We start from the raw sequence: 24770 nt of genomic DNA, 5'->3' as shown, positions 1-24770 counted from the left end.
ACGTACGCGCTCCTCAAATTGAGCATGTGCTATCATATGTCTGCTCCAACTAGCTTAAACATCGATGCAATGAAATGCTCGCATAGGATGCCTACAATGACAGACAATTTCAACTTAGTAACATAAAGACGACAGCACCCAATCAGCGTACACTCTCTCCGAAAAGGTGCGGGTCTCAACACCACACCTTTACGGGAGAACGCCCTGCCCTAGCGGCTCCGCCTCCCGTTCGCGCCAAAGAGCATAGTTACCGCCTTGGGCCCCAGCGACTTCTGGGCCCCTGCCTGATACCACAACGCGTTCAGGAGGATCAGGGCATGACACAAGAGACCATCCGCAATCCCGTGGAATGGACATGGGAACGGCTGGGCGAGGCGGCGGCGGGTGTCGCCTCCGTCGGCCGGGCCATCGGGCATATGGAGGACCTGCGGGCGCGGGAGGCGCCCCTGGTGCGGCGCATCGGCGTGGCCGACCTGGGCGAGGCCATCGCCGCCGGCTTCCGCGACTTCGGCGCCTTCCGCACCGATGTCTTCGCGCTGTGCATCATCTACCCCATCCTGGGCTGTGTGCTGGCCCGGGCGGCGGTGAACCTGAACATGCTGCCGATGCTGTTCCCGCTGGCCTCCGGCTTCGTGCTGGTGGGTCCGGTGGCGGCCATCGGCCTGCTGGAGATGAGCCGGCAGCGGGAACGCGGCGCCCAGCCCAGCTGGCGCGAGGCGTTCGGCCCCCTGCGGTCGCCGGCCATCGCCGCCATCGCGGCCCTGGGCTTCCTGCTGACCATCATCTACTTCGCCTGGCTGTATGCCGCCCAGGGCATCTATGACGCCACGCTGGGGCCGCAGCCGCCGGCCTCCGTCGCGCAGTTCGCCGCCGACGTGGCGGGCACCCGCGCCGGCTGGACCATGATCGCGGTGGGCTGCGCCGTGGGCGCCTGCTTCGCGGCCGTGGTGCTGGCCATCGCCGCCATCAGCTTCCCCCTACTGCTGGACCGCGACGTGCCGCTGCACACCGCCGTCGGCACCTCCCTGCGGGCGGTGGCCCGCAACCCGGGGGTGATGGCGCTGTGGGGCCTGATCGTGGCCGGCAGCCTGCTGGCGGGCACGCTGCCCGCCTTCGTCGGCCTGATCGTGGTGATGCCGGTGCTGGGCCACAGCACCTGGCACCTCTACCGCCGGCTGGTGGTCTGACGCCCGCCGGTGCCTGCGCCTTCTTAGGCCTGGGCCAGCGCCTGGGTGAGGTCGGCCAGGATGTCGTCGATGTGCTCGATGCCGATGGACAGGCGGACATAGCCGGGGGTGACGCCGGTGGCCGCCTGGTCCTCGGCCGACAGCTGGGAATGGGTGGTGCTGGCCGGGTGGATGGCCAGGCTGCGCGCGTCGCCGATGTTGGCCACGTGGTAGAACAGTTTCAGCGCATCGATGAAGCGGCGGCCGGCGTCGGCGCCGCCCTTCAGCTCGAAGCCCACCAGCGCGCCATGGCCGCCCTTCAGCACGGCGTCTGCCCGGCGGCGCAGTTCCCCCGTCTGCCGGCTGGGGTGGATGACGTCCGACACCTTGGGATGTTCCGCCAGGAAGGCGGCGACGGCGCTGGCGTTGCGGTTATGCTCCCGCATGCGCAGCGGCAGGGTCTCCAGCCCCTGGATGGCCTGGAAGGCGTTGAAGGGGCTGAGCGGGGCGCCCACGTCGCGCAACAGGGTAACGCGGGCGCGCAGGATGTAGGCGATAGGGCCCAGCGGCTTCACCGCCTGGGTCCACACCGCCCCGTGATAGCTGGGGTCCGGCTGGTTCAGCAGGGGGAAGCGATCGGCGTGCGCCTCCCAGTCGAAATTGCCGCCGTCGATGAGGGCGCCGCCGATGCTGGTGCCATGGCCGCCGATGTACTTGGTGGTGGAATAGACGACGACGGCCGCCCCATGGTCCAGCGGGCGGGCGATGATGGGGGTGGCCGTGTTGTCCATGATCAGCGGCACGCCCAAGTCCCGCCCGATGGCCGCCACCTCGGCGATGGGGAAGACGCGCAGCTTGGGGTTGGGCAGCGTCTCGGCGTAATAGGCGCGGGTGCGGTCGTCGGTGGCGCGGCGGAAGTTCTCCGGATCCGAGGGATCGACGAAGCGCGCCTCGATGCCCAGCTGCTTGAAGGTGTTGGCGAACAGGTTCCAGGTGCCGCCGTACAGATCGGTGGAGGTGACGAAGTTGTCGCCAGCGCTGGCCACGTTCAGGATGGCGAAGGTACTGGCCGCCTGGCCCGACGCCACCGCCAGCGCCGCCACCCCGCCCTCCAGCGCCGCCAGCCGCTGTTCCAGCACGTCGGTGGTGGGGTTCATGATGCGGGTGTAGATGTTGCCCAGTTCCTTAAGCGCGAACAGGTTGGCGGCGTGCTCCGTGTCGCGGAACTGGTAGGACGTCGTCTGGTAGATGGGCACGGCCACCGCCCCCGTGGCAGGATCGGCGCGATACCCGGCATGCAGGGCCAGGGTCTCAGGGTGCTTGCTGTCTACGGCCATGGCGACATCCTCCGCTCATTATTCGTCGGTGCGGCGATTGTTGCCTCAGCCGTTCGGAAATTGCATCCACCGATCCGGGCTTATTAAATTATTTCATTTATGGCGGGAAACGGGGGGCCGGCCGCACCGTGCGCCCGCTTTCTCTAGGCTGATCCAGTCACCCGCGCGCCTCCCGATCTAACCGTTTCGCGATACCGGGCCCGCCCTTTTCCGGCCACACACCGCTCCTACCCTTCCTTGCAGCCTCAAGACAGTTCAGCTGCCGGAGCGTGAAAATGCCCAAGGTCTCCCTGTTCAAGCGTTCCCTGGCCAAGGTCGGCCTGTTCGCCACCCTATTGACCATCGCGGGCAACGCCCACGCCGAAGAGATGATCGAGCCGGTGTTCGGCCTGATCTATGACCCGCAGACCGTGGTGTTCGAGCAGGCGCCGGACACCCTGCCCGGCCGCTGCCCCGGCCTGGTCGAGGCCGGCCTGGGGGATCGCATCCGCGTCTTCGGCCGTACGGAGATCGACGGCACGCAATACTGGGCGCTGGGCGGCGAGGTCGTGGTGCGGCGCAAGGACCAGCCCATCGTGGTGCCCAAGGGTGCCGTCGTGGCGCTGACCGCCGATGGCTGCACCCTGCTGGGCCCCATCCGCGCCTTCTTCCAGTTCCCCAACCGCGTCCCGGCCGACGCCGTGTCCCGCCTAGCGGATGAGGTGGTGGAGCGCTACGAGTCCGCCTACGGCGGCGCGCCCGCCTTCACCGCCGTGCTGAAGAAACAGGACGCCGTGCCCCAGGCGCCCATGAAGGGCCTGCTGCGTGCGGCATTGGAACGGCACGGGGCGCTGTAACCCGCATGGCCGGGGGGCAGAACGGTTTAGACTGCGCTGGCCTGGAGCCGCGACAGGCGCGTCCGCGCCTCCTTGGCGCCGGGATTGTCGGCCAGGCCGAAGTCGCCGTGGAACACGGCATCGAGCGCGGCATAGCGGTCCAATGCCTCCCGCCATAGCGCCTCGGCTTCGCGCTGGTCACCGCGTCCCTCGGCATTGCAGGCAAGCGCGCGGACGGCGTTGGCCATTTCCAGGGGGGCGACCTCCGCCGCCTGGTACAAGGCCATCATCTCCGCATAAACCGGCACGGCGTCCCCATGGGCCGCCATGTCGTCGAGGATTCCACCCAGGTGACGCAGGGCGCGGGCCGTGGACAGGCCATCGCCCGTATCGCGGGAAAGGGCCACCGCCTCCTCCTGCGGCAATCGCGCCTCAGCCGGCCGTCGCAGATCACGCAGTGCCTGCGCCAGCCGCGTCAGCGCCTGGGGCAGATCAGCGCCGCCCGTCTGGCCGGAGGCACGCGACAGGGCCACCGCCTGGCTGGCCAAGTCGAGGGCTTCCGACAGCCGGCCCGCCCGCCGGGCGGCGGTAGCCTGTTCCAGAAGCTCTTTTGGATCAAGCATGCCGGCCATAGCCGCCTCCCCTCCCGGACACAGCCCGAATCTTAATCCGGGCCGCCGACATCAGGAAGGCGGGGATTGGTTGTACCGCCAGGGTACGGGGCCATTTGCGTTTTCCGCGCGCGCCTACCGCCGGCTGCGCGGCGGGGCGGAGAAGCCCGGGCGGCTGAGCTTGGAGGCCGGCAGCGGCGGCTTGTGGCCCCAGGCGGAGACGGGCTTGCCCTGGGGCTTGGGCGGCGGAGGGGGTGGTGGCGGCGGCGGCGGGTCGGTCTTCACGGTCTCACCCGCCGCCATCTTGGCCAGGTCGCTCATCAGCTTGCGCACGCCGTCCATGCGGGTCTCGGCGCTGTCCCAGGGGCGCAGCAGCACCAGCTTGTGGTCCGGCCGTATCTTGGCGGTGCCGGCCTGCTGCTGGATGAAGCTCACCAGGGCGGCCGGGTTCTTGAACTCGTTGTTGCGGAAGCCGATGACGGCGCCCTTGGGGCCTGCGTCCAGGGTCTGCACGCCCGCGTCGCGGCACAGGCGCTTGATTTCCACCAGGCGCAGCAGGTTCTCCACCTCCCCCGGCAGGGTGCCGAAGCGGTCCACCATCTCGGCGGCGAAGGCGTCGATCTCCGCCCGGTCCACCAGGTCGGCCACGCGGCGATAGAGCGACAGGCGGATGCCGAGGTCGGCAACGTAGTCCTCCGGGATCAGCACGGGCATGCCCAGCTGGATCTGCGGCGTCCATTGCTCCTCCGCCGCCTGCGCCTCCGTCAGGCCACCGCGCGCGGCGGCCACCGCCTCCTCCAGCATCTGCTGGTACAGTTCCACGCCCACCTCGCGGATCTGGCCCGACTGCTCCTCACCCAGCAGGTTGCCGGCGCCGCGGATGTCCATGTCGTGGCTGGCCAGCTGGAAGCCCGCGCCCAGGCTGTCCAGCGTCTCGATGACATGCAGGCGCTGCTGCGCCGTCTGCGACAGCACGGTCTTGGGCTGATAGGTCAGGTAGGCGTAGCCGCGCACCTTGGACCGGCCCACGCGGCCGCGCACCTGATACAGCTGCGCCAGGCCGAACATGTCGGCGCGGTGGACGATCAGGGTGTTGGCGCTGGGGATGTCCAGGCCGCTTTCGATGATGTTGGTGGCCAGCAGCAGGTCGTACTTGCCCTCGTCGAAGGCCGTCATCACCTCCTCCAGCTGCGCCGCCGGCATCTGGCCGTGGGCGGTGATGACCTTCACCTCCGGCACCAGCTCCGCCAGCCGTTCCTGCAGCTTGGGCAAATCCTCGATGCGCGGGCAGACATAGAAGCTCTGCCCGCCGCGATAATGCTCGCGCAGGATGGCCTCGCGGATCACCACCGGGTCATAGGGCAGCACGAAGGTGCGCACGGCCAGGCGGTCCACCGGCGGGGTGGCGATCAGCGACAGCTCCCGCACGCCGCTCAGCGCCAGTTGCAGGGTGCGGGGAATGGGCGTGGCGGTCAGGGTCAGGACGTGCACGTCGGTGCGCAATTCCTTCAGCCGTTCCTTCTGCTTCACGCCGAAATGCTGTTCCTCGTCCACGATGACCAGGCCCAGGCTTTTGAACTGGATGCTCTTGGCCAGCAGGGCGTGGGTGCCGACCACGATGTCGATGGTGCCGTCGGCCAGGCCGGCCTTGGTCTGGTTCGCCTCCTTGGCGCTGACCAGGCGCGACAGGTGCCCCAGGCGCACGGGCAGCCCGGCGAAGCGCTTCTCGAACGTGCGGGTGTGCTGGCGGGCCAGCAGGGTGGTGGGCACCACCACCGCCACCTGCAAGCCGCTCATGGCCGCGACGAAGGCGGCGCGCAAGGCCACCTCGGTCTTCCCAAACCCGACATCGCCGCACACCAGGCGGTCCATGGGCTGGCCGGAGTTCAAATCCTCCAGCACATCCTCGATGGCCTTCAACTGGTCGTCCGTCTCGGCATAGGGGAAGCGGGCGGCGAACTCGTCATAGACGCCGTCCGGCACCTCGATAGGCGGGGCCTTGCGCAGGGCGCGCTCGGCGGCGATGCGCAGCAGGGCGTCGGCCATGTCCTTCAGCCGCTTCTTGACCCGGGCCTTGCGCGATTGCCAGCCCACGCCGCCCAGCTTGTCCAGCTGCGCGCCCGATTCCTCGGAGCCGAAGCGGGACAGCACCTCGATGTTCTCGACCGGCACGTACAGCTTGTCGCCGCCATCGTAGAGGATGCGCAGGCAGTCGTGCGGGGCGCCGGTGACGGTCAGCGTCTCAAGCCCGTCATAGCGGCCGATGCCGTGGTCGACGTGGACCACCAGGTCGCCGGGCGACAGGCTGGCGGCCTCGGCGATGAAGTTGGCGGCGCGGCGCTTCTTCTGCGACGGGCGGGCCAAGCGGTCGCCCAGGATATCCTGTTCGGTGATGACCGCTAGGTCGCCGGTGGTGAAGCCGGTGTCGATGCCCAGCACGATGACGGCGGTGGCCCGTGCTTCCTGCGCCCCTACCTCCGCCCAGGTGTCGGCGGTCAGGGCCGGATCGATGCCGTGTTCCTTCAGCATCTTGGCCAGGCGGTCGCGGGCACCCTGGCTGTAGCCCGCCACCACCACGCGGCGGCCGTCGGCATGCATCTGGTCGATGTGCTGGCCCAGCGCGCGGAAGACATTCACGTCCGGATTGGCGCGGGCGTCGGCGAAGTCGCGCCCCCGGCGGCCGCCGGCATCGGCCAGGTTGGGGTTGGAACCGCCCTTTTCGTCTTCGCGGGCGACAGCGGCGAAGGTCGACAGCTGGGCAACACAGCGCAGGGCCAGGTGCCGGTCCCAGGCGTCGCCATCCAGGAACATGGCGCCAGTCGGCACCGGCTTGTACACCGGCGTGCCGGACTTCTTCTCCACCTCCTGGAAGGTGCGGCGGGCCTCGTAGAAATCCGCAACCTGCGACAGGCGGGCGTCGCGCGCCTCCTCCGCCTGGGCGTCCAGGCTGACCATGGCGGCGGGGACATAGTCGAACAGCGTGTCCAGGCCGGCGTGGAACAGGGGCAGCCAATGTTCCATGCCCGGCATCTTGCGGCCGGCGCTGATGCCCTCATACAGCGGGTCGCTGTCGGTGATGGCACCGAACAGCTCGCGATAGCCGGTGCGGAAGCGCTGGACGGAAGGGTCGTCCAGGAACACCTCCGACATCGGTTTCAGGTCCACGCCCGACCGCTTTTCCGTGGTCATCTGGGTCATGGGATCGAAGGCGCGGACGCCTTCCAGCTCATCGCCGAACAGGTCCAGGCGCAGGGGTTCCGGCGTCGCCGGGGGGAACAGGTCGATGATGCCGCCGCGCACCGCGTACTCACCCGGCTCACGCACCGTCTGGGCGCGGGTGTAGCCGTTGTTGGCCAGGAAGCGCTGCAACTCATCGACGTTGAGGCGGCCGCCGACCTTGGCGCCGAAGGTGGCGTTGCGGAAGGCCAGGCGCGGCGGCACCTTCTGCAAGGCGGCGTTCAGGGTGGTGAGAACGACGAAGGGGCCTTTCGGCCGGCTGCCCAGCAGGGTGGTCAGCGTCTCGATGCGCCGGGCCACGATGTCGCCATTGGGCGAGACGCGGTCATAGGGCAGACAGTCCCACGCCGGGAAGGGCAGCACCGCCACATCGGGCGCGAAGAAGGCCAAGGCCTCCTGCACCCGAGCCATGCGCGTGTCATCCAGCGCCACATGCAGCAGGCCCGAGGCCCCCGCCTGCCGCGCCAGGTCGGCCAGCACGCGCGCGTCATGCCCCTCCGGCGCGCCGGCGACCAGCAGGCGGCGCGGCGTATCGGGGGTCAGGCTGGAAAGGACGGCGGACGGCAGGACGGTATCGGGCATGGGGGGCAAGCCAGGCGTTGGGCGGTGAAGGGCGAGGTCAGGCGACGCGGTGGGCTTGCAGCAAGGCCATCAGGTCCGCATCCAGGTCATCGGGGAACGGCGCGCGGCCCAGCAGCCAGTCGAAGACATCCGGGTCGTTCAGATCCAGCAAATGCTCGTACCGGTCCAGCTGTTCCACCGTGAAGGCCGGCACATGCTTTTCGGCGAAGGTGCCCATCAGCAGGTCCATCTCCTTCATCCCGCGATGCCAGCTGCGGAAGATCAGGCGCTTGCGCCGCACGGCCAGGGCGTCTTCGGGGGCGGCATCGGACAGGAGGTCGGTGGGCATGGCATGGCCTTTGGGAAACGAAAACTCGATTGGGATGCTTGGTGGCGACACTGGCCACGCCGCATCAGCCCCTGGAGTAACGGCAGACCCGGGCGCTGTCACGTCTTCAATGGCGGCGTGCCCGGCATGGCCGCACCATACACACGGCAGAACATATCGTAAACGCGCCTCGCGACAAGGGGTAGCCGGTCGACAAGCCGGCCCGCTAACATATAGGCATATGCCTACGGTTTTGCGTCCTGGAGCCTACCCCATTGCGTCCGCCCGTCCTCTATCCCCTGTTCGCGCCCATCACCAGCCTGCCCGGCCTGGGGCCCCGCCTGGGCAAGCTGGCGGAGCGGCTGACCGGCCCGCATGTGGCGGACATCCTGTGGCATCTGCCCACCGGCATCCTGGACCGCGCCAACGCCCCCAGCATTGCCGAGGCGCCGGAGGGCCGCATCGTCACCCTGACGGTGCGGGTGGACGGCCACATGCCGCCGGTGCAGCGCCACCGCCCCTACCGCGTGCGCTGTACCGACCATACGGGGGAGATGGAGCTGGTGTTCTTCCACGTGAAGGGCGACTGGCTGGAGAAGAAGCTGCCGCAGGGAACCATGGTGGTGGTCAGCGGCAAGGTGGAACGCTTCAACGGCCTGCTGCAGATGCCCCACCCCGACCATTTCGCCCCCGTGGAAGAAGGCGCCCCGCCGCAGGAGGTGGAGGCGGTCTATCCCCTGACCGGGGGCCTGAACCCCAAGCCGCTGCGCACCGCCATCCAGGCCGCCCTGGCCCGCGCGCCGGAACTGGAGGAATGGCAGGACCCGGCCTGGCTGGAGCGCCAGGGGTGGCCCGCCTGGAAGGCGGCGCTGGCCGGCGCGCACGACCCCAAGGGGGAAAAGGACGTCAACCCGCTGAGCCCCCTGCGCCAGCGCCTGGCCTATGACGAGCTGCTGGCCAACCAGCTGGCCCTGGCCCTGGTGCGCTGGCACCAGCGGCGGCTGGCCGGCCGCGCCACGGTGGGCAATGGCACCCTGCGCGCCCGCATCCAGGCGGCATTGCCCTATCAGCTGACCGGCGCGCAGGCGCAGGCGCTGGTGGAGATCGACGCCGACATGGCGCAGCCGGAGCGCATGCTGCGCCTGCTGCAGGGCGACGTGGGCAGCGGCAAGACCATCGTGGCGCTGATGGCCATGGCGACGGCGGTGGAGGCCGGCGCCCAGGCCGCCCTGATGGCGCCCACGGAAATCCTGGCGCGCCAGCACGCCGAAAGCCTGGCCGACCTGGCCGAGGCCGCCGGTATCCGCCTGGCCCTGCTGACCGGCCGGGACAAGGGCAAGGCGCGCCAGCAGGTGCTGGACCGCCTGGCGTCGGGGGAGATCGACATCCTGATCGGCACCCACGCCCTGTTCCAGGAGGACGTGGCGTTCAAGGATCTGGCGTTGGCGATCATCGATGAGCAGCATAAGTTCGGGGTGCACCAGCGTCTGGCCCTGGCGGCCAAGGGGCGTGGCGTCGACACCCTGGTCATGACCGCCACCCCCATCCCCCGTACCCTGACCCTGACCGCCTATGGCGACATGGACGTGAGCCGCCTGACGGAAAAGCCGCCGGGGCGCAAGCCGGTGGTGACCCGCGCCGCCGCCGCCGACCGCATCGAGGAAGTGGTAGAGCGCGTGGCCGCCGCCATCAAGACCGGCCAGCGGGTCTATTGGGTCTGCCCCCTGGTGGACGAGTCGGAAACGGTGGACCTCGCCAACGCCACCCTGCGGCATGCCACCCTGATGGAACGGCTGGGCGGGTGCGTCGGCCTGGTGCATGGCAAGATGAAGGGCACGGAGAAGGACGCCGTGATGGCCCGCTTCGCCGCCGGCGAGCTGTCCGTGCTGGTGGCCACCACCGTCATCGAGGTGGGCGTGAACGTGCCGGAGGCCACCATCATGGTGGTGGAGCATGCCGAGCGCTTCGGCCTGGCCCAGCTGCACCAGCTGCGCGGCCGCGTGGGGCGCGGCGAGCGCGCGTCCGCCTGCCTGCTGCTGTATGCCGCCCCGCTGGGCGAGACCGCCCGCGCCCGCCTGGACGTCATGACCTCCACCGAGGATGGCTTCATCATCGCGGAGAAGGACCTGGAACTGCGCGGCGCCGGCGAGGTACTGGGCACCCGGCAATCCGGCCTGCCGGAGTTCCGCATGGCCGACATCACCGTGCACGCCGACCTGCTCGCCACCGCCCGTGACGACGCCAGCCTGATGGTGGCCCGCGATCCCGACCTGGAAACCCCGCGCGGCCAGGCCCTGCGCGTCCTGCTTTACCTGTTCCAGCGGGATGAGGCGGTCAAGACGCTGCGGTCGGGGTGAGAACATCCGCGGAAGAACGGCACCGCAAAGCGCTCGACTGGGAAAGCCAGGAACCATCCGATTGACTTGAATTTATAATTTCATCTGGAGTGATCATGTATCACCACAATCACGCTGGCGTTGATTTCCGGGTATTCATACAAAAAATGGTCAAGTCGAAAATGGCCAGAACCTATATGGAGATCGGCGTCCGCGACGGCTCCACCTTGGCGATGATCGATTGCTCCGCGATTGGCGTTGATCCTGATTTTCAGTTCAGCTCCAGTCCCGTCGGCACGAAGCCGTCCCTTTTCCTATATCAAAAGACAAGCGACCAATTCTTCAGGGATCATGATGCAAGGGCAATATCAGGCGACACGCTTGATGTTGTGTTTCTTGATGGCCTACATCAATTTGAATATTTACTGAGAGATTTTATAAATAGCGAAAAAAGCTGCAATCGACACAGCCTCATCATGCTGGATGACTGCCTACCCGTGAACGCGGAAATGACCGAAAGGCGGCACAATGCACCGCAGCGAAAGAATCAAGACTATGCCGGGTGGTGGACCGGCGACGTCTGGAAAATGATCCCGATATTGAAGAAATATAGAAAAGACCTGCACATCACCCTCGTCGACACGACACCAACAGGCATCGTCTGCATCACCAACCTGAACCCATCTTCAACTATTCTGGAGGATAATTATTATGAAATACTCAAAGAATTTGACGATGCAGTCATGACAGATGAAAATATTGAGAAATTTTACCAAGAAAACGAGATTGATTCTTCGCAGGCGATAATGGCCGGCTTTAACGCGTCGCTCACGGTGGGTCCATAAGGAAAGCGACAGCCATCGAATAGGCGGCCAAGGCTCCAGCCCATAAAATCGTCGTCACTCCACCGATGAGCGGCGGATACCGGCATCGTTGTAGCAATGTTTGCACCCGGAGCGACGCCTGCAACCGCCAACTTGTGCCGCCGGGCTATTTCCTCTGCACAGTTGCAGCGCGGGATCAGCGCCGTATGTCCCATGGGGTTCCCCCTTCAGGAGATACGCCATGGTCGCCACGCCCACTTCCGCAGCCGCCACCCCAACGGGCCCCGCAGCCGATAAGGTCAGCCTGCGGACCCTGACGGTCGTCAGGCACGTCTTGTTGGGCTTAGGCTTCGGCTTGATACCGATGGTGATTTTCGTCATGCGACACGACCTGCCAACCAGCCGCGGCGCCCTTGTCGGCTCCGTTCTGGGGGGCGCATTGGGCGGCATGGCAAGCATGGGATTGATCGGGGCTTATCGCGCCCGCTCCATCCCGCCCGATCAGCCCAGCCCCATCGGCCGGCTGCGCCTGACCCTGGGCCTGGCGCCGCTGGCCCTCATCCTTCTGGGGCTGATGGTCCTGGCGGTGATCTGACCAGTTCGGCCAGCAAGCCCAGCCAATAGCCCAGCCCCAGCGTGAACGCCTTGGCCCACCCCCGCATGGGGGTGGCCGGAACGATGCCGAAGGAACTGAGCCGTTGGACCGAGCGCCCCTCGCCACGCAGGTGGACGGAGGCTCGGCGGACCAAAGGATGAAACAGATCCATCGCGCCTACATGGTCGCGGGTACCGTCCAGGTTTTCCCAAGCCAGCAACGTCGCAGCCGTCTCGTCGTCATAGCCCCGCACGATCAGGACACGCGGTCCCCCGTCGGAAAATCGCCAGAGGGTATAGGCATAATAATAATCGTAATAGCCGTCCGGTCCGATGTCGGAACAGTCGACATGGTGTGAGGTTTCCACGTTCACCAGCGGGCGTCCTTCGCAGGGATGGCCCGCATCGATATAGCGCGGCCGGCCATTCCGGCACGTCCTGACGAAGCGGCGCCCGGCTTTATTCCAACCGTTGCCGGACGACCCACCCCGCCAAAGTGACGGATGTTGGGGAGGCTCCTTCCCCTTAGCATGATGGTGTCCGGGCATGCCCGGCAACGCCACATGAACCATCGCCGGTCGGTGGCCGTATGACAGGCAGACACAAGGGGAAGGACACACATGACCATGGCCAGCGCCGCACCTACATCCAATACCCCGCTGTCCACCCCGCCGGCGCCCGCCCGTCTGCTGTCCATCGCCACCGCCCTGCCGCCCTATCGCCTGACGCAGGAGCAGGCGCTGGCCGGCGCCCGCCAGGTCTTCGCCCATCGGCTGCGCGATTTCGACCGGCTGGCCCCCGTCTTCACTCATGCCGGCATCGAGGGCCGCGCCTCCTGCGTGCCGCTGGAGTGGTATCTGGAACCGCACGGCTGGGCGGAGCGCAATACCCTGTACCTGGAGCACGCGGTCGACGTGCTGGCCCGCGCCGCCACCCAGGCGCTGGACCAGGCCGGCCTCAAGCCCACCGACGTGGACGCCATCGTCGCCGTCTCCTCCACCGGCATCGCCACACCCAGCCTGGACGCGCTGATCATGCAGCGCCTGGGCATGAGGCCGGATGTGGAGCGCATGCCCCTGTTCGGCCTGGGCTGCGCCGGCGGCGTGCTGGGCCTGGCGCGGGCGGCCACCTGGGCCACCGCCCGGCCCGGTGCCAACGTCCTGCTGCTGGTGGTGGAGCTGTGCGCCCTCAGCTTCCGCCGGGGCGACCTGTCCAAGGCCAACGTCATCGCCACCGCCCTGTTCGGCGACGGCGGGGCAGCGGCCATCCTGCGGGCCGGGCCCCGGGAGCCGGACGACGCCCCCGCCTTCCTGGCATCGGCCGAGCATCGCTGGCCCGACAGCCTGGGCATCATGGGTTGGCAGGTGGAGGACGACGGCATGGGCGTCATTTTCGCGCAGAGCATCCCCATCCTGGTGCGGGAGAAGCTGCCGGCCGTGGTGGGAGGCTTCCTGGACCGTCAGCGGCTGACCCTGTCGGACCTGGCCGGCGTGATCTGCCACCCCGGCGGCACCAAGGTGCTGGACGCGCTGGAAGAGATTCTCGCGCCCGCCGTCGAGGGTCTGAATGACGCCCGGGAAATCCTGCGCCAGCATGGCAACATGTCGGCGGTCACCGTGCTGTTCGTGCTGGAACGCTGCCTGCGCCAGCGTGCGCGCGGCCTGCAGCTGTTGTCCGCACTGGGCCCCGGCTTCGTCGCGGCGCTCGGCCTGATGCGGTTCTGAGAGGGCGTCATGGGATTCGCTTTGGGCGTTCCGCAAATCGTCGTCCTCTTGCTGGCCGTGCAGCGCCTGGCGGAGCTGCGCGTGGCCAACCGCAACACCCGCCGCCTGTTGGCCCAGGGCGGGCGCGAGGTCGGGCGGGCGCACTACCCGCTGTTCATCGTGCTGCACAGCGCCTGGCTGGCCGCGCTGTTCTTCCTGATCCCGGCGGACGCCCCCGTCGTCTGGCCGCTGGTGGCGCTGCTGGTTCTGCTGCAGGTGGGGCGTTATTGGGTCATCCACACCCTGGGGCCCTACTGGACAACGCGCATCATCACCCTGCCCCAGGCACCGCTGATCCAGGGCGGGCCCTTCCGCTGGATCCGCCATCCCAACTACTGCGTGGTGGTGGCGGAAATCGCGGCCGTGCCCCTGGCCTTCGGCGCCTGGCAGTTGGCCCTGGCCTTTTCCATCGCCAACGCCCTGTTGCTGACCCATCGCATCCGGGTGGAGGAAGCGGCCCTGGCGCCACGTCGCGGCGTGGTCCCGCAGGCCTGAACGGCGGCGCATTGGGTAAGGGGGGCGCCACCAAAAGGCGTGGGGCCGTTTACGGCGGGCGCGCGGGCCGTTATTGTCCGGCCCCAGTCCCTGTTAAATGGGACCCCTGTTAAATCGGCCCCCGGACGCGATGTTCGGGGGCCGGTGCGGATTCCGGGGAGGGATCCGCATCGCGCCGACCCTATCCGGAGCCCATTCCCGTGATCGAAGCCGCGTCCCTCGACAGCATCGAACTGCTGGCCCCCCTGACGGCGGACCAGCGCGCCAGCCTGGCCAAGCAGTGCAGCTGGCGCCATTTCCATCCGCAGGAACAGGTGATCGACCGCGCGTCGGACAGCCGTGACGTCTGCTTCATCGTTGAGGGCCGGGTGCGGGTGGTGAACTACTCCCTCTCCGGCCGCGAGGTCACCTTCGACGATGTGGAGGCCGGGGGCTACCTGGGCGAACTGTCCGCCATCGACGGCGAGGCGCGGTCGGCCAGCATCGTGGCGCTGAGCGAGGTCATGGTCGCCTTCATGTCGCCGCGCCTGTTCCAGCAGGTGGTGACCCAGAACCCCACCATTGCCTGGGGCGTCATGACCCGCCTGGCCAGCATCGTTCGTTCCGCCACCGGACGGATCATGGATTTGTCGACCCTGGGTGCCAACAACCGCGTGCATGCCGAGCTGCTGCGCCTGGCCAAGCCCACCCTGAAGGACGACAACACCGCCGCCATCTCCCCCATCCCGATTCACAGCGACATCGCCGCCCGGGTCAGCACCACCCGCGAAACGGTCGCCCGGGTGCTGGGCGACCTGTCTCGCGACAAGCTGGTCATCCGCCAGGACAACTCCCTTCTCGTCCGCGACTTCGCCCGATTGGAGGAGATGGTGGAGGAAGTGCGCGGCGACTGAGCCTTTGGGGTTAACCATGAGGTCAGTTTTTTGAAGTGTGACACGCTTGCCACGGTTTTTTAACTTTTCATCAATCGGTGTCGGAGCTATATAGGAGGGGCTTGACCGTGACGGATTTGACACTCTCAAGCCTTCAACCTCCTTATGAGGCTCCCTTCATCTTCGCCGGCTGTCCTGAGACAGCCGGCGTTTTTTTTGGTCCGTCGGCGGCCGCGGCCACCGACCATCCCATCCTTTTGCGCCTCTTGCGCGGCACTAAGCCGCCCCGTGCATTCGTGGATGCGAAGCACTACAAAAACGGATACAGTCATCCCTTGAATGCAATCGTGTGATTGGCATCGCGTCGCCCGGTCATGGCGACCCCAAAGGGGCGCCGGGGTGATCCGTGTCTCAGTACCTTTTCCCGGGCATCCAGTAGGGGGCGGAGGAAAAGGCGGACGTCATCGCCACCAGTCCGTGGCGACACCCAGAAGGGGTGTGGGTTCACGCCGAATACGAAGCGTCTCAAAGAGATGCGGTCGGAGGTGGGTATGGTTTCGCAGATCGGTCTTCTGACGCCGGCGCAGTTCGCCGCCATCACGACCACGAATATCCAGCGGCTGACGACTCAGGACGTCCAGGCGCTGACGACCGCCCAAATCAAGGCGATGACGACGCAGCAGGCGGCGGCCTTCCAGGTCAGCCAAATGGTGTTCAGTGCTACTCAGCTGCAGGCGTTCAGCGAAGCCGACATCACAGCGTTGGGTACGGACGATTTCAAGGCCCTGAAATCCACCCAGGTCGCCGGCCTCACCTCCAACCAGATACAGGCGCTGACCACGGATCAGCTGTCCGCCCTCACCACCGCCGACATCCAGGAATTCAGCAAGGCGCAGATCGGCGCCCTGACCACCGACCAGTTGGCGGCCCTGTCCACCGCCGACATCCGCGCCCTGACCGTCACGCAGCTGAGCGGCTTGACAACGGCCCAGCTGGCGGGCCTGGGCTCTGACAACCTGTCAGCCCTGAACAGCACGCAGACGGCCAGCCTGACCGCCGCCCAGGTCAAGGCCCTGACAACCGACCAGCTGGCGTCGCTGACCACCGCCGACATCCGGGAATTCACCGCCACCCAGATCGCGTCCCTGAGCACCGGCCAGACCGCCGGCCTGACGACCGATGCCGTTGCCGCCCTGACCACCGCGCAGGTGGCGGGCCTGACCACGGCGCAGATCCGCTCGCTGACCTCGGATCAGCTGTCGGCCCTGTCCACGGCCGATGCCAAGGCCCTGTCGGTGACGCAGCTGTCGGCGTTGGGTACCGGCCAGGTCCCCTTCCTCACCAGCAACGTGCTGTCGACGCTCAGTTCCATCCAGGTGGCGGCCTTTTCCACCGCCCAGGTCAAGGCGCTGACCACCGATCAGCTGAACAGCCTGACCACGGCCGATATTCGGGAATTCACCAGCCTGCAGGTGGCGGCCCTCACCACCGCGCAGATCTCGGCCCTCAGCACCGGCAACCTGGCCGCCCTGACCACGATCCAGACGGCGGCGTTGAGCACCGCCCAGGTGGCGGCCCTGGGCACCGACCAGGTCGCGGGACTGACGACGGCGCAGGTGGCGAACCTCTCCGCCAACCAAGTCAAGGCGCTGTCGACGGATCAGCTGGACGCGTTGGGCACGGCCACGGTGCGGACGCTGTCCAGCATCCAGCTGGCCGCCCTGACCACGGCGCAGGTCGCCGGCCTCAGTACCGGCAACCTGTCGGCCCTGACCAGCGCCCAGGTGCAGAAGCTGTCGACCGCCCAGGTCCGCGCCCTGACGACGGACCAGCTGAACGGCCTGACCACCGCCGACGTGCGGGAATTCGCCGCCACCCAGGTGACGGCGCTCAGCACGGCGCAGATATCCTCCCTGGACACCGACAACCTGTCCGCGCTGACCACCACGCAGCTGACGGGCCTGACCTCGACCCAGCTGTCGGCGCTGAGCACCAGCCAGGTGGCGGCCCTGACCACCGCCCAGCTGGCCAGCCTGACGGCCGTGCAGCTGAAAGGCCTGGGTTCGGACCAGTTCAGCGCCCTGGGCACGGCATCGGTGCAGAAGCTGACGCCGGCCCAGGTGGCGGCGCTGACCACGGCGCAGATCGCCGGTTTATCCACCGACAACCTGTCGGCGCTGAACAGCGCGCAGGTGGCCGTCCTGGGCAGCCTGCAAATCCGCGCCCTGACCACCGATCAGCTGAACGCGCTGAATTCCGCGGACATCCGCGAATTCACCGTCACGCAGGTGGGCCAGCTGACCACCGACCAGGTGGCGGGCCTGGGCAGCGACGCGCTGGCGGCGCTCAGCACCGCCCAGGTCGCCAACCTGACCACGGCCCAGCTGCGCGCCCTCACGTCGGACCAGCTGTCCGCCCTGTCCACGGCGGACCTGCGCGCCCTCACCTCCCTCCAGATTCCCGGCCTGACTACCGGCCAGATCGCCACGCTGGGCACCGACGCCCTGTCCGCGCTCAACAGTGCGCAGGTGCAGAAGCTGACCAACGCGCAGGTCCAGTCGCTGACGACCGACCAGCTGAACGCGCTGGGAGCCGCGGACCTTAAGGAATTCGCGCCGGGCCAGATTGCGGCCCTGACCACCGCCCAAGTGGCCGGCCTGCGGACTGACACCCTGGCGGCGCTAAGCACCGCCCAGGTCGCGGCCCTCACCACCGCCCAGGTGCGGGCGCTGACCACGGACCAGCTGGGCACGCTGTCCACCGCCGACGCCCGCGCCCTGACGGCCACCCAGCTGGCGGCGGTGTCCACCGCACAACTGTCCGCGCTCGGCAGCGACGCCCTGTCGGCGCTCAGCGCCACCCAGGTGACGGGCCTGACCGGTGCCCAGGTCAAGGCCCTGACCACCGATCAGCTCAACAGCCTGACCTCCGCCGATATCCGTGAGTTTTCAGCCGCCCAGGTGGCGAGCCTGACGACGGACCAGGTGTCCGGCCTGGGCACCGCCAACCTGTCGGCGCTCAGCAGCGCCCAGGTGCCCAGCCTGACCAGCGCCCAGGTCCAGGCGTTGACCACCACCCAGCTGAACGCGCTGACCACCGCCGATGTGCGGGAGTTCAGCGCCACCCAGGTGGGGGCGCTGACCACCGCGCAGCTGTCCGCACTGGGAACCAGCCAGCTGACGGCACTGACCTCCCTGCAGCTGGCCGGTCTCACCACCACCCAGGTGGGGGCCTTGACCACCGACCAGGTGACGGCCCTGACCACGGCGCAGCTGGTCACCCTGTCGGCCACCCAGGTCAAGGCGCTGACGACCGACCAGCTGTCGGCCCTGCCCACCGCCAACCTGCAGAAGCTGACGGGCACCCAGATCGCGGCCCTGACCACTACGCAGGTGGCGGGCCTGGCCACCGGCACGCTGACGGCCCTGACCACGGCCCAGGTGGTCAGCCTGACGGCGGCCCAGGTGGGCGCCCTGACCACCGACCAGCTGAACACCCTGTCAACGGCCGAGGCGCGGGCCCTGACGTCCCTGCAGCTGACCAGCCTCAGCACCGCCCAGGTGGCGGCGCTGGGCACCGCCTTCCTGACGGCCCTCAGCAGTACCCAGGTGGCCAGCCTGTCGGCCGCCCAGGTCAAGGCCCTGACCACCGATCAGCTGGGCACCCTGCCCACGGCCGACGCCCGCGCCTTGACCGCCACCCAGGTGACGGCCCTGACCACCAACCAAGTGGCGGCGCTCAGCAGCGACGCACTGTCCGCGCTGTCCGCCAGCCAAGTGGCCGGCCTGACCTCCGCCCAGATCCGCGCGCTGACCACCGACCAGTTGAACAGCCTGACCACGGCCGATATCCGTGAACTGTCCGGCACCCAGGTGGGCTTCCTGTCGACGGGTCAGGTCGCGGCCCTGGGCACCGCCAACCTGGCAGCCCTCAGCAGCGCCCAGGTTCCCAGCCTGAACAGCGCCCAGATCCAGGCCCTGACCAGCACCCAGCTGAACAGCCTGAACAGCGCCGACATCCGTGAGCTCAGCGCCACGCAGGTGGGGCAGCTGACCACGGCGCAACTGTCCGCCCTCGGCACGGACCAGCTGACGGCGCTGTCGTCCACCCAGGTCGGCGGCCTGACGACGGCCCAGCTGAACACCCTGACGACCGATCAGGTGGCGACCCTGACCACGGCGCAGGTCGCCAGCCTGACCGCCACCCAGGTCAAGGCCCTGAGCACCGACCAGCTGGACGCGCTCAGCACCGACACGGTGCGGACACTGACGGGCACCCAAGTGGCGGCCCTGACCACGGCGCAACTGGCGGGCCTCAGCACCACCAACCTGTCGGTGCTGACCACGGCCCAGGTGACCAGCCTGACGGCCGCGCAGGTGGCCAGCCTGACCACCGACCAGTTGAACACCCTGTCCACCGACGACGCCCGCGCCCTGACGGCGACCCAGCTGCAGGCCCTAACCACCGCCCAGGTATCCCAGCTCAGCACCAGCTTCCTGGCGACACTCAGCACAACGCAGATCAGCAACCTGTCGGCCGCGCAGATCAAGGTACTGACGTCCGATCAGCTGAACACCCTGCCCACCGCCGACGCCCGCGCCCTGACCGCCACCCAGGTCCAGGCCCTGACCACGGCCCAGGTATCCTCCCTGGGCACCGACGCCCTGTCGGCGCTCAGCGCCACACAGGTGGGCACCCTGAACAGCGCCCAAGTGCAGGCACTGACCAGCGGTCAGCTGAACAGCCTGACCACCGCCGACGTGCGTGAGTTCACCGCGGCCCAGGTGGGCCAGCTGACCACGGCACAGCTGTCCGCCCTGGGCACCAACCAGTTGACCGCCCTGTCCACCAGCCAGGTGCCCAGCCTGACCACGGCCCAGGTCAGCGCACTGACCACCACCCAGGTGGGTGTGTTGACGACAGCGCAGGTCACCAGCCTGTCGGCCGCCCAGGTCAAGGTGCTGTCCACCGACCAGATCAACGCGCTCGGCACCGATACGGTGCGGACGCTGACCGGCACCCAGGTCGCCGCCCTGACCACGGACCAGATCAGCGGCCTCGGCATCCCCTTCCTGTCCACCCTGACCACCGGTCAGGTGGCAAGTCTGACCACGCTGCAGCTGCATGCGCTGGGCACCGACCAGCTGAACGCCCTGTCGACGGGGGACATACGGGCCCTGACGGCGACGCAACTGAGCAGCCTGGGTACCGACCAGGTGAGCGGCCTTGGGACCGACTTCCTACAGGCCTTGAGCACCACCCAGGTGTCCAGCCTGACCGCCGCCCAGGTCAAGGTGCTGTCGACCGACCAGCTGGACGCGCTGTCCACCGCCGACGCCCGCGCCCTGACCGCCACCCAGCTGGCCGCCCTGTCCACCGACCAGATCGCCGGCTTCAGCACCGACAACCTGTCGGCCCTGAACGCCACGCAGGTCAACAGCCTGACCAGCGCCCAGCTGCAGTCGCTGGGCACCGGTCAGCTGAACGCCCTGACCACATCGGACGTCACTGAATTCACGGCGGCCCAGGTCGCCCTGCTGACCACCAGCCAGCTGGCGGCCCTGGACACCGCCCACGTCGGGGCCCTGACAACCACCCAGACCGCGGCGCTGACCACGGCGCAGGTCGGCGCGCTGACCACCGCCCAAGTCGGCGGCCTGACCACCGCCCAGGTGGCCAGCCTGTCGGCCACCCAGGTCAAGACGCTCAGCACCGACCAGCTGAATGCCCTATCGACTGGCGACGCACGCGCGCTGTCCGCTACGCAGCTGGCCGCCCTGACGACGGCCCAGCTCTCCGGCCTCAGCACCACGGTGCTGTCGGCGCTGAGCAACACGCAGCTGAGCAGCCTGTCGGCCAGCCAGATTCAGACGCTCAGCACCGACCAGTTGAACGCGTTGAGCACGTCGCAGATCAGGGGCCTGTCGCCCACCCTCATCGCCGCGCTGACCACGGCGCAGATATCGGGGCTGGATACCGACAACCTGTCGGCGTTGAGCGGCCCGCAGGCCACCGTGCTGACCACGGCACAGATCCAGGCGCTGACCACCAGCCAGCTGAAGGCGCTGTCCACCGCCGATATCCGCGAATTGTCCGCCAGCCAGCTAGGCGCGCTGACCACCAGTCAAATATCCGGCCTGACCACGGACGACGTGTCGACCCTGACAGCGACGCAGGTGGCGGGCTTGAGCACGGCTCAGATCGGGGCCCTCTCCACCGCCCAGGCGGCAGCGTTGACCACCACCCAGGTCTCCGGCCTGTCGCTGACCCAGGTGAAGGCGCTGGGTACGGCGCAGCTGGACGCCCTGGCCACCGACCGCATCGTGAATCTGACGCCGGCGCAGGTGACGGCCTTGACCACGGCGCAGTTGGCGGGCCTCAGCTCCACCAATCTGTCGGCGCTGAGCGGCACCCAGGTCGCCCTGCTGAACAGCACCCAGATCGACGCCCTTAGCACGACGCAGATCAGCGCCCTGACCACGGACGATATCCGGGAGTTCACGGTCAGCCAGGTGCCGATGTTCACCACCGACCAAATCCCGGGCTTCAGCACCAACCTGATCGTGGCGATGTCGTCGGACCAGGCCAACGCCTTTAGTGGCGACCAGTTGGGCGTGTTCACCTCGGACCAGACCAACGCGTGGCAGACGGCCCGCACGTCCTGAGCCTGAGGACCGAAAGGGGGCGAAGGGCGGCTCTCAGGCGCCGGCCAGGCTCCACAGGGCGGTCCCGGCCACCAGCGGGCGGTCGCCGTCATGGACGCGGACCTCGGTCACCAGCTGCGACCAGTTGCGGCGGATCAGCCGCGCCTCGCCCTGTACCAGGGTGCCGCGCGGGCCGCTGCCTAGGTGGTTCAGCGTCAGGTTCAGCAGCACCGCCTCCCCCTCCGGCACGCCTTCGTCACTGATGGCGCGCAGGCAGACCAGTTCGGCGAAGGATGAGAGGACGGAGGTGTGGATCTGGCCCGTGCCGGCCAGGTGGCGTTCATCGGCGACGAAGGCGCGGACCCAGCCGCCATCCCCGCCGCCGCGAGCCGGCCGGCCCTCCCAGAAGGGGCCGATATGGGCGATGAAGCCGGGGGTCACGGGGCAGAGGGCCCAGCCCTCCGTACTTGTCTCCACCACGCCGCCGTCCGCCATCATGTGCCCCGCCCTCCCCTGGTTCTCAGGTGAACGACATCAGCCGTTCACCCGCGTGAACTCGCGGAAGGTCACGGCGATCTTGTCCTCGACGATGGTGACCTCGCCCCGGCCGACGGTGCGGCCGGAAACGATGATGTCGGACAGGTCGTCGATCTTGCGGTCCAACTCCACGATGGCGCCGCGGCCCAGCTTCAGCAGGTCGCGCACCCGGATGGTGGAGGTGCCCAGCACCACCGACACCTCCACCACCGTGTCATAGATGGCCGACAGTTCGGGCGCTGACGACATGGTGGCGCCGCCACCGCCGAACATGGCATCGATATCGTCCTGGTTGCTCATGTCGCCGGATCCCGTATTCGCAAGTCCCGCCCGTGGGATACCGCATGACATTACCATGACCCGGCAGCCAAGCGAGTAGCGATTTGGATGCATGCTCCGGCAAGGGCTCGCGGTGGTCGCCTATATCCAGCAGGCCGCGGCCAGCCCAGGGGCTTCCGCGTCGGCGCCTCGCCCCGGCGCCTCGTCCCACAGGTGCGCCTCCACCCGGTTGCGGCCGCCGGCCTTGGCGCGGTAAAGCGCCTGGTCGGCAGCATGGACCAGGGCCGCCCAACCCACGCCAGGCGCGAGATTGGCGCGACCGACGCTGACCGTGCATCGCAGCGGCGTTTGCGGGTCCACGACCAGGTCGGCGACGGCCTGGCGGATGCGTTCCGCCACGGCGGCCACCGTGGCCATGTCGGCGTCCGGCAGGGCGACCGCGAATTCCTCGCCGCCGACGCGACCCAGGATGTCCGTCGCGCGGACGACGCCGGCAATGGTTTGCGCGACACGGGTGATCACCATGTCACCCACGCCATGGCCCCACCGGTCGTTGATGGCCTTGAAGTGGTCGATATCGACCATCAGCACCGCCAGCATGCCGCCCCGCTGGTGGGCCCGCGCCACCAAACGCTCCCCCTTTTCCCAGAGGACACGCCGGTTGGCGATGCCGGTCAGGGGATCCTGCTCCGCCAGGCGGATCAGGCGCGCCTGCAACCGCTGCCCCACCATCCACAAATAGCCGAGGGTCAGCGTGAAGGTAACGCCGGCCCGCAGCATCAGCCCTATGGAGGTGGTGGAATCTCGCAGGTCACCGATCACCACCTGGCCGTGCGGCAGCACCATCAACGCTTCCCAACCCATGCGGGTCAGCAGCACCGCCGCCCAGGCCACGTTGAATCCCGCCATCGTCCAGGCGGCGATCCTCAGATCGCGCTCCGCATGGCGGAGCAGAAGCCAGGCGCAGCCCATCGCCAGCAGGAAGCGGCAACCGCAACCCAGGATGACGTTGATGGGCAAGTTCAGACCGACCCCCAGGAAAAGGCCGATCTTGGCGCACGACAGCGCCGCCGCGGGAAGCAACAGCCAGAGCGTGCGCCGGGGCCGGTCCAGGAACGAGAGGATGCCGACGTAAGCCAACATCGTTCCCCAATCCAGCAAGAGGTTACCGATCAAGCTGAACGCCGGTATGGGCCGGTTGGCGTGGGGCGTCAGGACGATCAGCATGCCAGCTGCATTGAACAGGTTCGAGGAAACCCAGAACCAGACCGCCCTGCCCGCCTTCAGCGTACGACCGACGGGAAACAAACAGAAGGCGGCGATGACATGCAGCAGAATATTCACGTCGAGAAGTGTCAGGACATGCATTTCACTTCCACCGCCGCGCAATACCGATAACGGCCGGATATTCCCCATAGAATCGACCGGGGCGCCCGCGATAGGACAGCGAAAATAAATCCGTCAACCGGACACCGGAACCCGATGATGATACTAGCACACAACTGTTACCGGAGTGGACGATGCCCACGCGCTACCTGGAAATGCAGATCTGCAAAATCAGGGGAGCCGGGCGGAAGCGGTGCGCCGCTGGGCCACGAAGGCCGCCGCCTCCCGCCAGGGCCCTAGCGTGAAGAAGCGCCGCGCCTGGCCGGAGGGGGACGGCAGGACGAACAGGACGATTCCCTCGAAATCCTGGGCCTGGCGGCCATACACCGGGCTCCCGACCAGGCCGAAGTGCCCCGCCAGGAAGACGGACGCGGCCGTCTTGCTGGTGAAGGCGACGGCGCCGGGGCGATGGCGCCGCATCTTCTCCACGAAGGCCGCCACGTCATAGGCGGCGGGGTCCAGGTCGACGTCATTGCCGAACTGGGTCTTGTTCAGGTCGGTCAGGCCCAGGCCCAGCCCCGGCAGGGTGGGATATTCCTGCGGCGTCAGGCGCGTGGGCGTGAAACCAGCGGCATGCAGGCTGGGCCAGAAGGCGTTGCCGGGCTTGGCGTAATAGGCCTTGGCCGCCATGGAGGCGCGGCTGGGCGCCGTGCCGCAGAACACCAGGTGAAGGCCGGGAACAAGAACATCGGGGATCAGCATGGCGCAAAGATAGGGATGGTTCCCATCCCGCGCCAGTGCCGCCCCCCCCTTGACCTCACTCCGCCGGCTGCTGCGCCAGTTCGTCCGTATGCCCGCCGACGGTGCGGGCGATGGTGAAGAAGTTGACCAGCACGCCGAAGGCGACGAACAGCAGGCCGTCGATGTAGCCCGCCAGGTCGGTGGAACCGGCGGCGAAGAACAGGCCCAGCACGGCCACGATGATGCCCATGCCATGAACGATGACCGCCGGCAGGGTGTTGGACGCTTTCATGACTCACTCCAT

General features: G+C 67.9%; 19 protein-coding genes. 9 read left to right on the top strand and 10 right to left on the bottom strand.

The annotated features are described in order from the left end of the window. The first annotated feature begins 317 nt into the window (after nucleotides 1-317). A complete protein-coding gene (locus tag P5F91_RS12825) occupies nucleotides 318-1187 on the top strand; it encodes a DUF2189 domain-containing protein (RefSeq protein ID WP_145609568.1) in 870 nt (289 codons plus the stop codon). A gap of 23 nt (nucleotides 1188-1210) precedes the next feature. Here P5F91_RS12825 and P5F91_RS12820 read toward each other — a convergent pair whose 3' ends face one another. Further along, nucleotides 1211-2503: an O-acetylhomoserine aminocarboxypropyltransferase/cysteine synthase family protein gene (locus tag P5F91_RS12820; RefSeq protein ID WP_277907337.1), complete on the bottom strand. Its 1293-nt coding sequence runs from the start codon at nucleotides 2501-2503 to the stop codon at nucleotides 1211-1213. Nucleotides 2504-2778: 275 nt separating this feature from the next. On the opposite strand from P5F91_RS12820, the gene P5F91_RS12815 reads away from it, so the two are divergent. Then, on the top strand, nucleotides 2779-3339 hold the full coding sequence (locus tag P5F91_RS12815; RefSeq protein ID WP_277907336.1) for a hypothetical protein: 561 nt from the start codon (nucleotides 2779-2781) through the stop codon (nucleotides 3337-3339). 26 nt (nucleotides 3340-3365) lie between these two features. Here the strand turns inward: P5F91_RS12815 and P5F91_RS12810 are convergent, their stop codons facing one another. The 3 genes from P5F91_RS12810 to P5F91_RS12800 form a co-directional block, all read right to left on the bottom strand. Beyond that, nucleotides 3366-3950 (bottom strand): tetratricopeptide repeat protein, encoded by a 585-nt coding sequence (locus P5F91_RS12810; RefSeq protein ID WP_277907335.1) that lies wholly within the window; start codon nucleotides 3948-3950, stop codon nucleotides 3366-3368. 114 nt (nucleotides 3951-4064) lie between these two features. Continuing rightward, nucleotides 4065-7748 (bottom strand): transcription-repair coupling factor, encoded by a 3684-nt coding sequence (gene mfd, locus P5F91_RS12805; protein ID WP_277907334.1) that lies wholly within the window; start codon nucleotides 7746-7748, stop codon nucleotides 4065-4067. 37 nt (nucleotides 7749-7785) lie between these two features. Next, nucleotides 7786-8076, bottom strand: coding sequence for a succinate dehydrogenase assembly factor 2 (locus tag P5F91_RS12800; RefSeq protein WP_145609573.1), 291 nt, complete (start codon nucleotides 8074-8076; stop codon nucleotides 7786-7788). 254 nt (nucleotides 8077-8330) lie between these two features. Here P5F91_RS12800 and recG point away from each other — a divergent pair, with 254 nt between their 5' ends. The 3 genes from recG (at nucleotide 8331) to P5F91_RS12785 (ending at nucleotide 11810) form a co-directional block, all read left to right on the top strand. Continuing rightward, nucleotides 8331-10412 carry an ATP-dependent DNA helicase RecG gene (gene recG, locus P5F91_RS12795; RefSeq protein ID WP_145609574.1) on the top strand — a complete coding sequence of 694 codons (2082 nt, stop codon included), beginning with the start codon at nucleotides 8331-8333 and terminating at the stop codon, nucleotides 10410-10412. Nucleotides 10413-10507: 95 nt separating this feature from the next. Continuing rightward, a complete protein-coding gene (locus P5F91_RS12790) occupies nucleotides 10508-11236 on the top strand; it encodes a class I SAM-dependent methyltransferase (protein ID WP_145609575.1) in 729 nt (242 codons plus the stop codon). A 220-nt stretch (nucleotides 11237-11456) separates the two neighbouring features. After that, nucleotides 11457-11810: a hypothetical protein gene (locus P5F91_RS12785; RefSeq protein ID WP_277907333.1), complete on the top strand. Its 354-nt coding sequence runs from the start codon at nucleotides 11457-11459 to the stop codon at nucleotides 11808-11810. Here the strand turns inward: P5F91_RS12785 and P5F91_RS12780 are convergent. Next, entirely contained in the window at nucleotides 11773-12183 is a 411-nt protein-coding gene (locus tag P5F91_RS12780; RefSeq protein WP_277907332.1) for a hypothetical protein, read from the bottom strand. The two genes, P5F91_RS12785 and P5F91_RS12780, sit on opposite strands and share 38 nt — an antisense overlap. Before the next feature lie 246 nt (nucleotides 12184-12429). On the opposite strand from P5F91_RS12780, the gene P5F91_RS12775 reads away from it, so the two are divergent. From P5F91_RS12775 to P5F91_RS12760, 4 genes are all read left to right on the top strand, one after another. Continuing rightward, nucleotides 12430-13533 carry a type III polyketide synthase gene (locus tag P5F91_RS12775; RefSeq protein WP_246134274.1) on the top strand — a complete coding sequence of 368 codons (1104 nt, stop codon included), beginning with the start codon at nucleotides 12430-12432 and terminating at the stop codon, nucleotides 13531-13533. A gap of 9 nt (nucleotides 13534-13542) precedes the next feature. Beyond that, nucleotides 13543-14067, top strand: a complete 525-nt coding sequence (locus tag P5F91_RS12770; protein ID WP_145609578.1) for an isoprenylcysteine carboxyl methyltransferase family protein — start codon at nucleotides 13543-13545, stop codon at nucleotides 14065-14067. Between the two features lie 200 nt (nucleotides 14068-14267). Beyond that, nucleotides 14268-14960, top strand: coding sequence for a Crp/Fnr family transcriptional regulator (locus P5F91_RS12765; protein WP_326485930.1), 693 nt, complete (start codon nucleotides 14268-14270; stop codon nucleotides 14958-14960). Nucleotides 14961-15490: 530 nt separating this feature from the next. After that, entirely contained in the window at nucleotides 15491-21604 is a 6114-nt protein-coding gene (locus P5F91_RS12760) for a beta strand repeat-containing protein (protein WP_277907330.1), read from the top strand. Nucleotides 21605-21637: 33 nt separating this feature from the next. Here the strand turns inward: P5F91_RS12760 and P5F91_RS12755 are convergent, their stop codons facing one another. The 5 genes from P5F91_RS12755 to P5F91_RS12735 all read right to left on the bottom strand — a co-directional run bounded on the left by P5F91_RS12755 (nucleotide 21638) and on the right by P5F91_RS12735 (nucleotide 24758). Then, on the bottom strand, nucleotides 21638-22081 hold the full coding sequence (locus P5F91_RS12755) for a PaaI family thioesterase (protein ID WP_145609580.1): 444 nt from the start codon (nucleotides 22079-22081) through the stop codon (nucleotides 21638-21640). Nucleotides 22082-22117: 36 nt separating this feature from the next. Then, nucleotides 22118-22420, bottom strand: coding sequence for a flagellar motor switch protein FliN (fliN, locus tag P5F91_RS12750; RefSeq protein WP_186291285.1), 303 nt, complete (start codon nucleotides 22418-22420; stop codon nucleotides 22118-22120). 120 nt (nucleotides 22421-22540) lie between these two features. Continuing rightward, nucleotides 22541-23767, bottom strand: a complete 1227-nt coding sequence (locus tag P5F91_RS12745; RefSeq protein WP_186454621.1) for a GGDEF domain-containing protein — start codon at nucleotides 23765-23767, stop codon at nucleotides 22541-22543. 189 nt (nucleotides 23768-23956) lie between these two features. Then, nucleotides 23957-24487, bottom strand: coding sequence for a mismatch-specific DNA-glycosylase (locus P5F91_RS12740; RefSeq protein WP_145609583.1), 531 nt, complete (start codon nucleotides 24485-24487; stop codon nucleotides 23957-23959). Nucleotides 24488-24542: 55 nt separating this feature from the next. Further along, nucleotides 24543-24758: a hypothetical protein gene (locus tag P5F91_RS12735; RefSeq protein ID WP_145609584.1), complete on the bottom strand. Its 216-nt coding sequence runs from the start codon at nucleotides 24756-24758 to the stop codon at nucleotides 24543-24545. Nucleotides 24759-24770: the final 12 nt, after the last annotated feature.

It is taken from the genome of Nitrospirillum amazonense, from assembly GCF_029594735.1.
In the GTDB taxonomy this organism is placed as follows: domain Bacteria; phylum Pseudomonadota; class Alphaproteobacteria; order Azospirillales; family Azospirillaceae; genus Nitrospirillum; species Nitrospirillum amazonense.
This window is presented reverse-complemented; position numbering and strand designations above follow the sequence as displayed.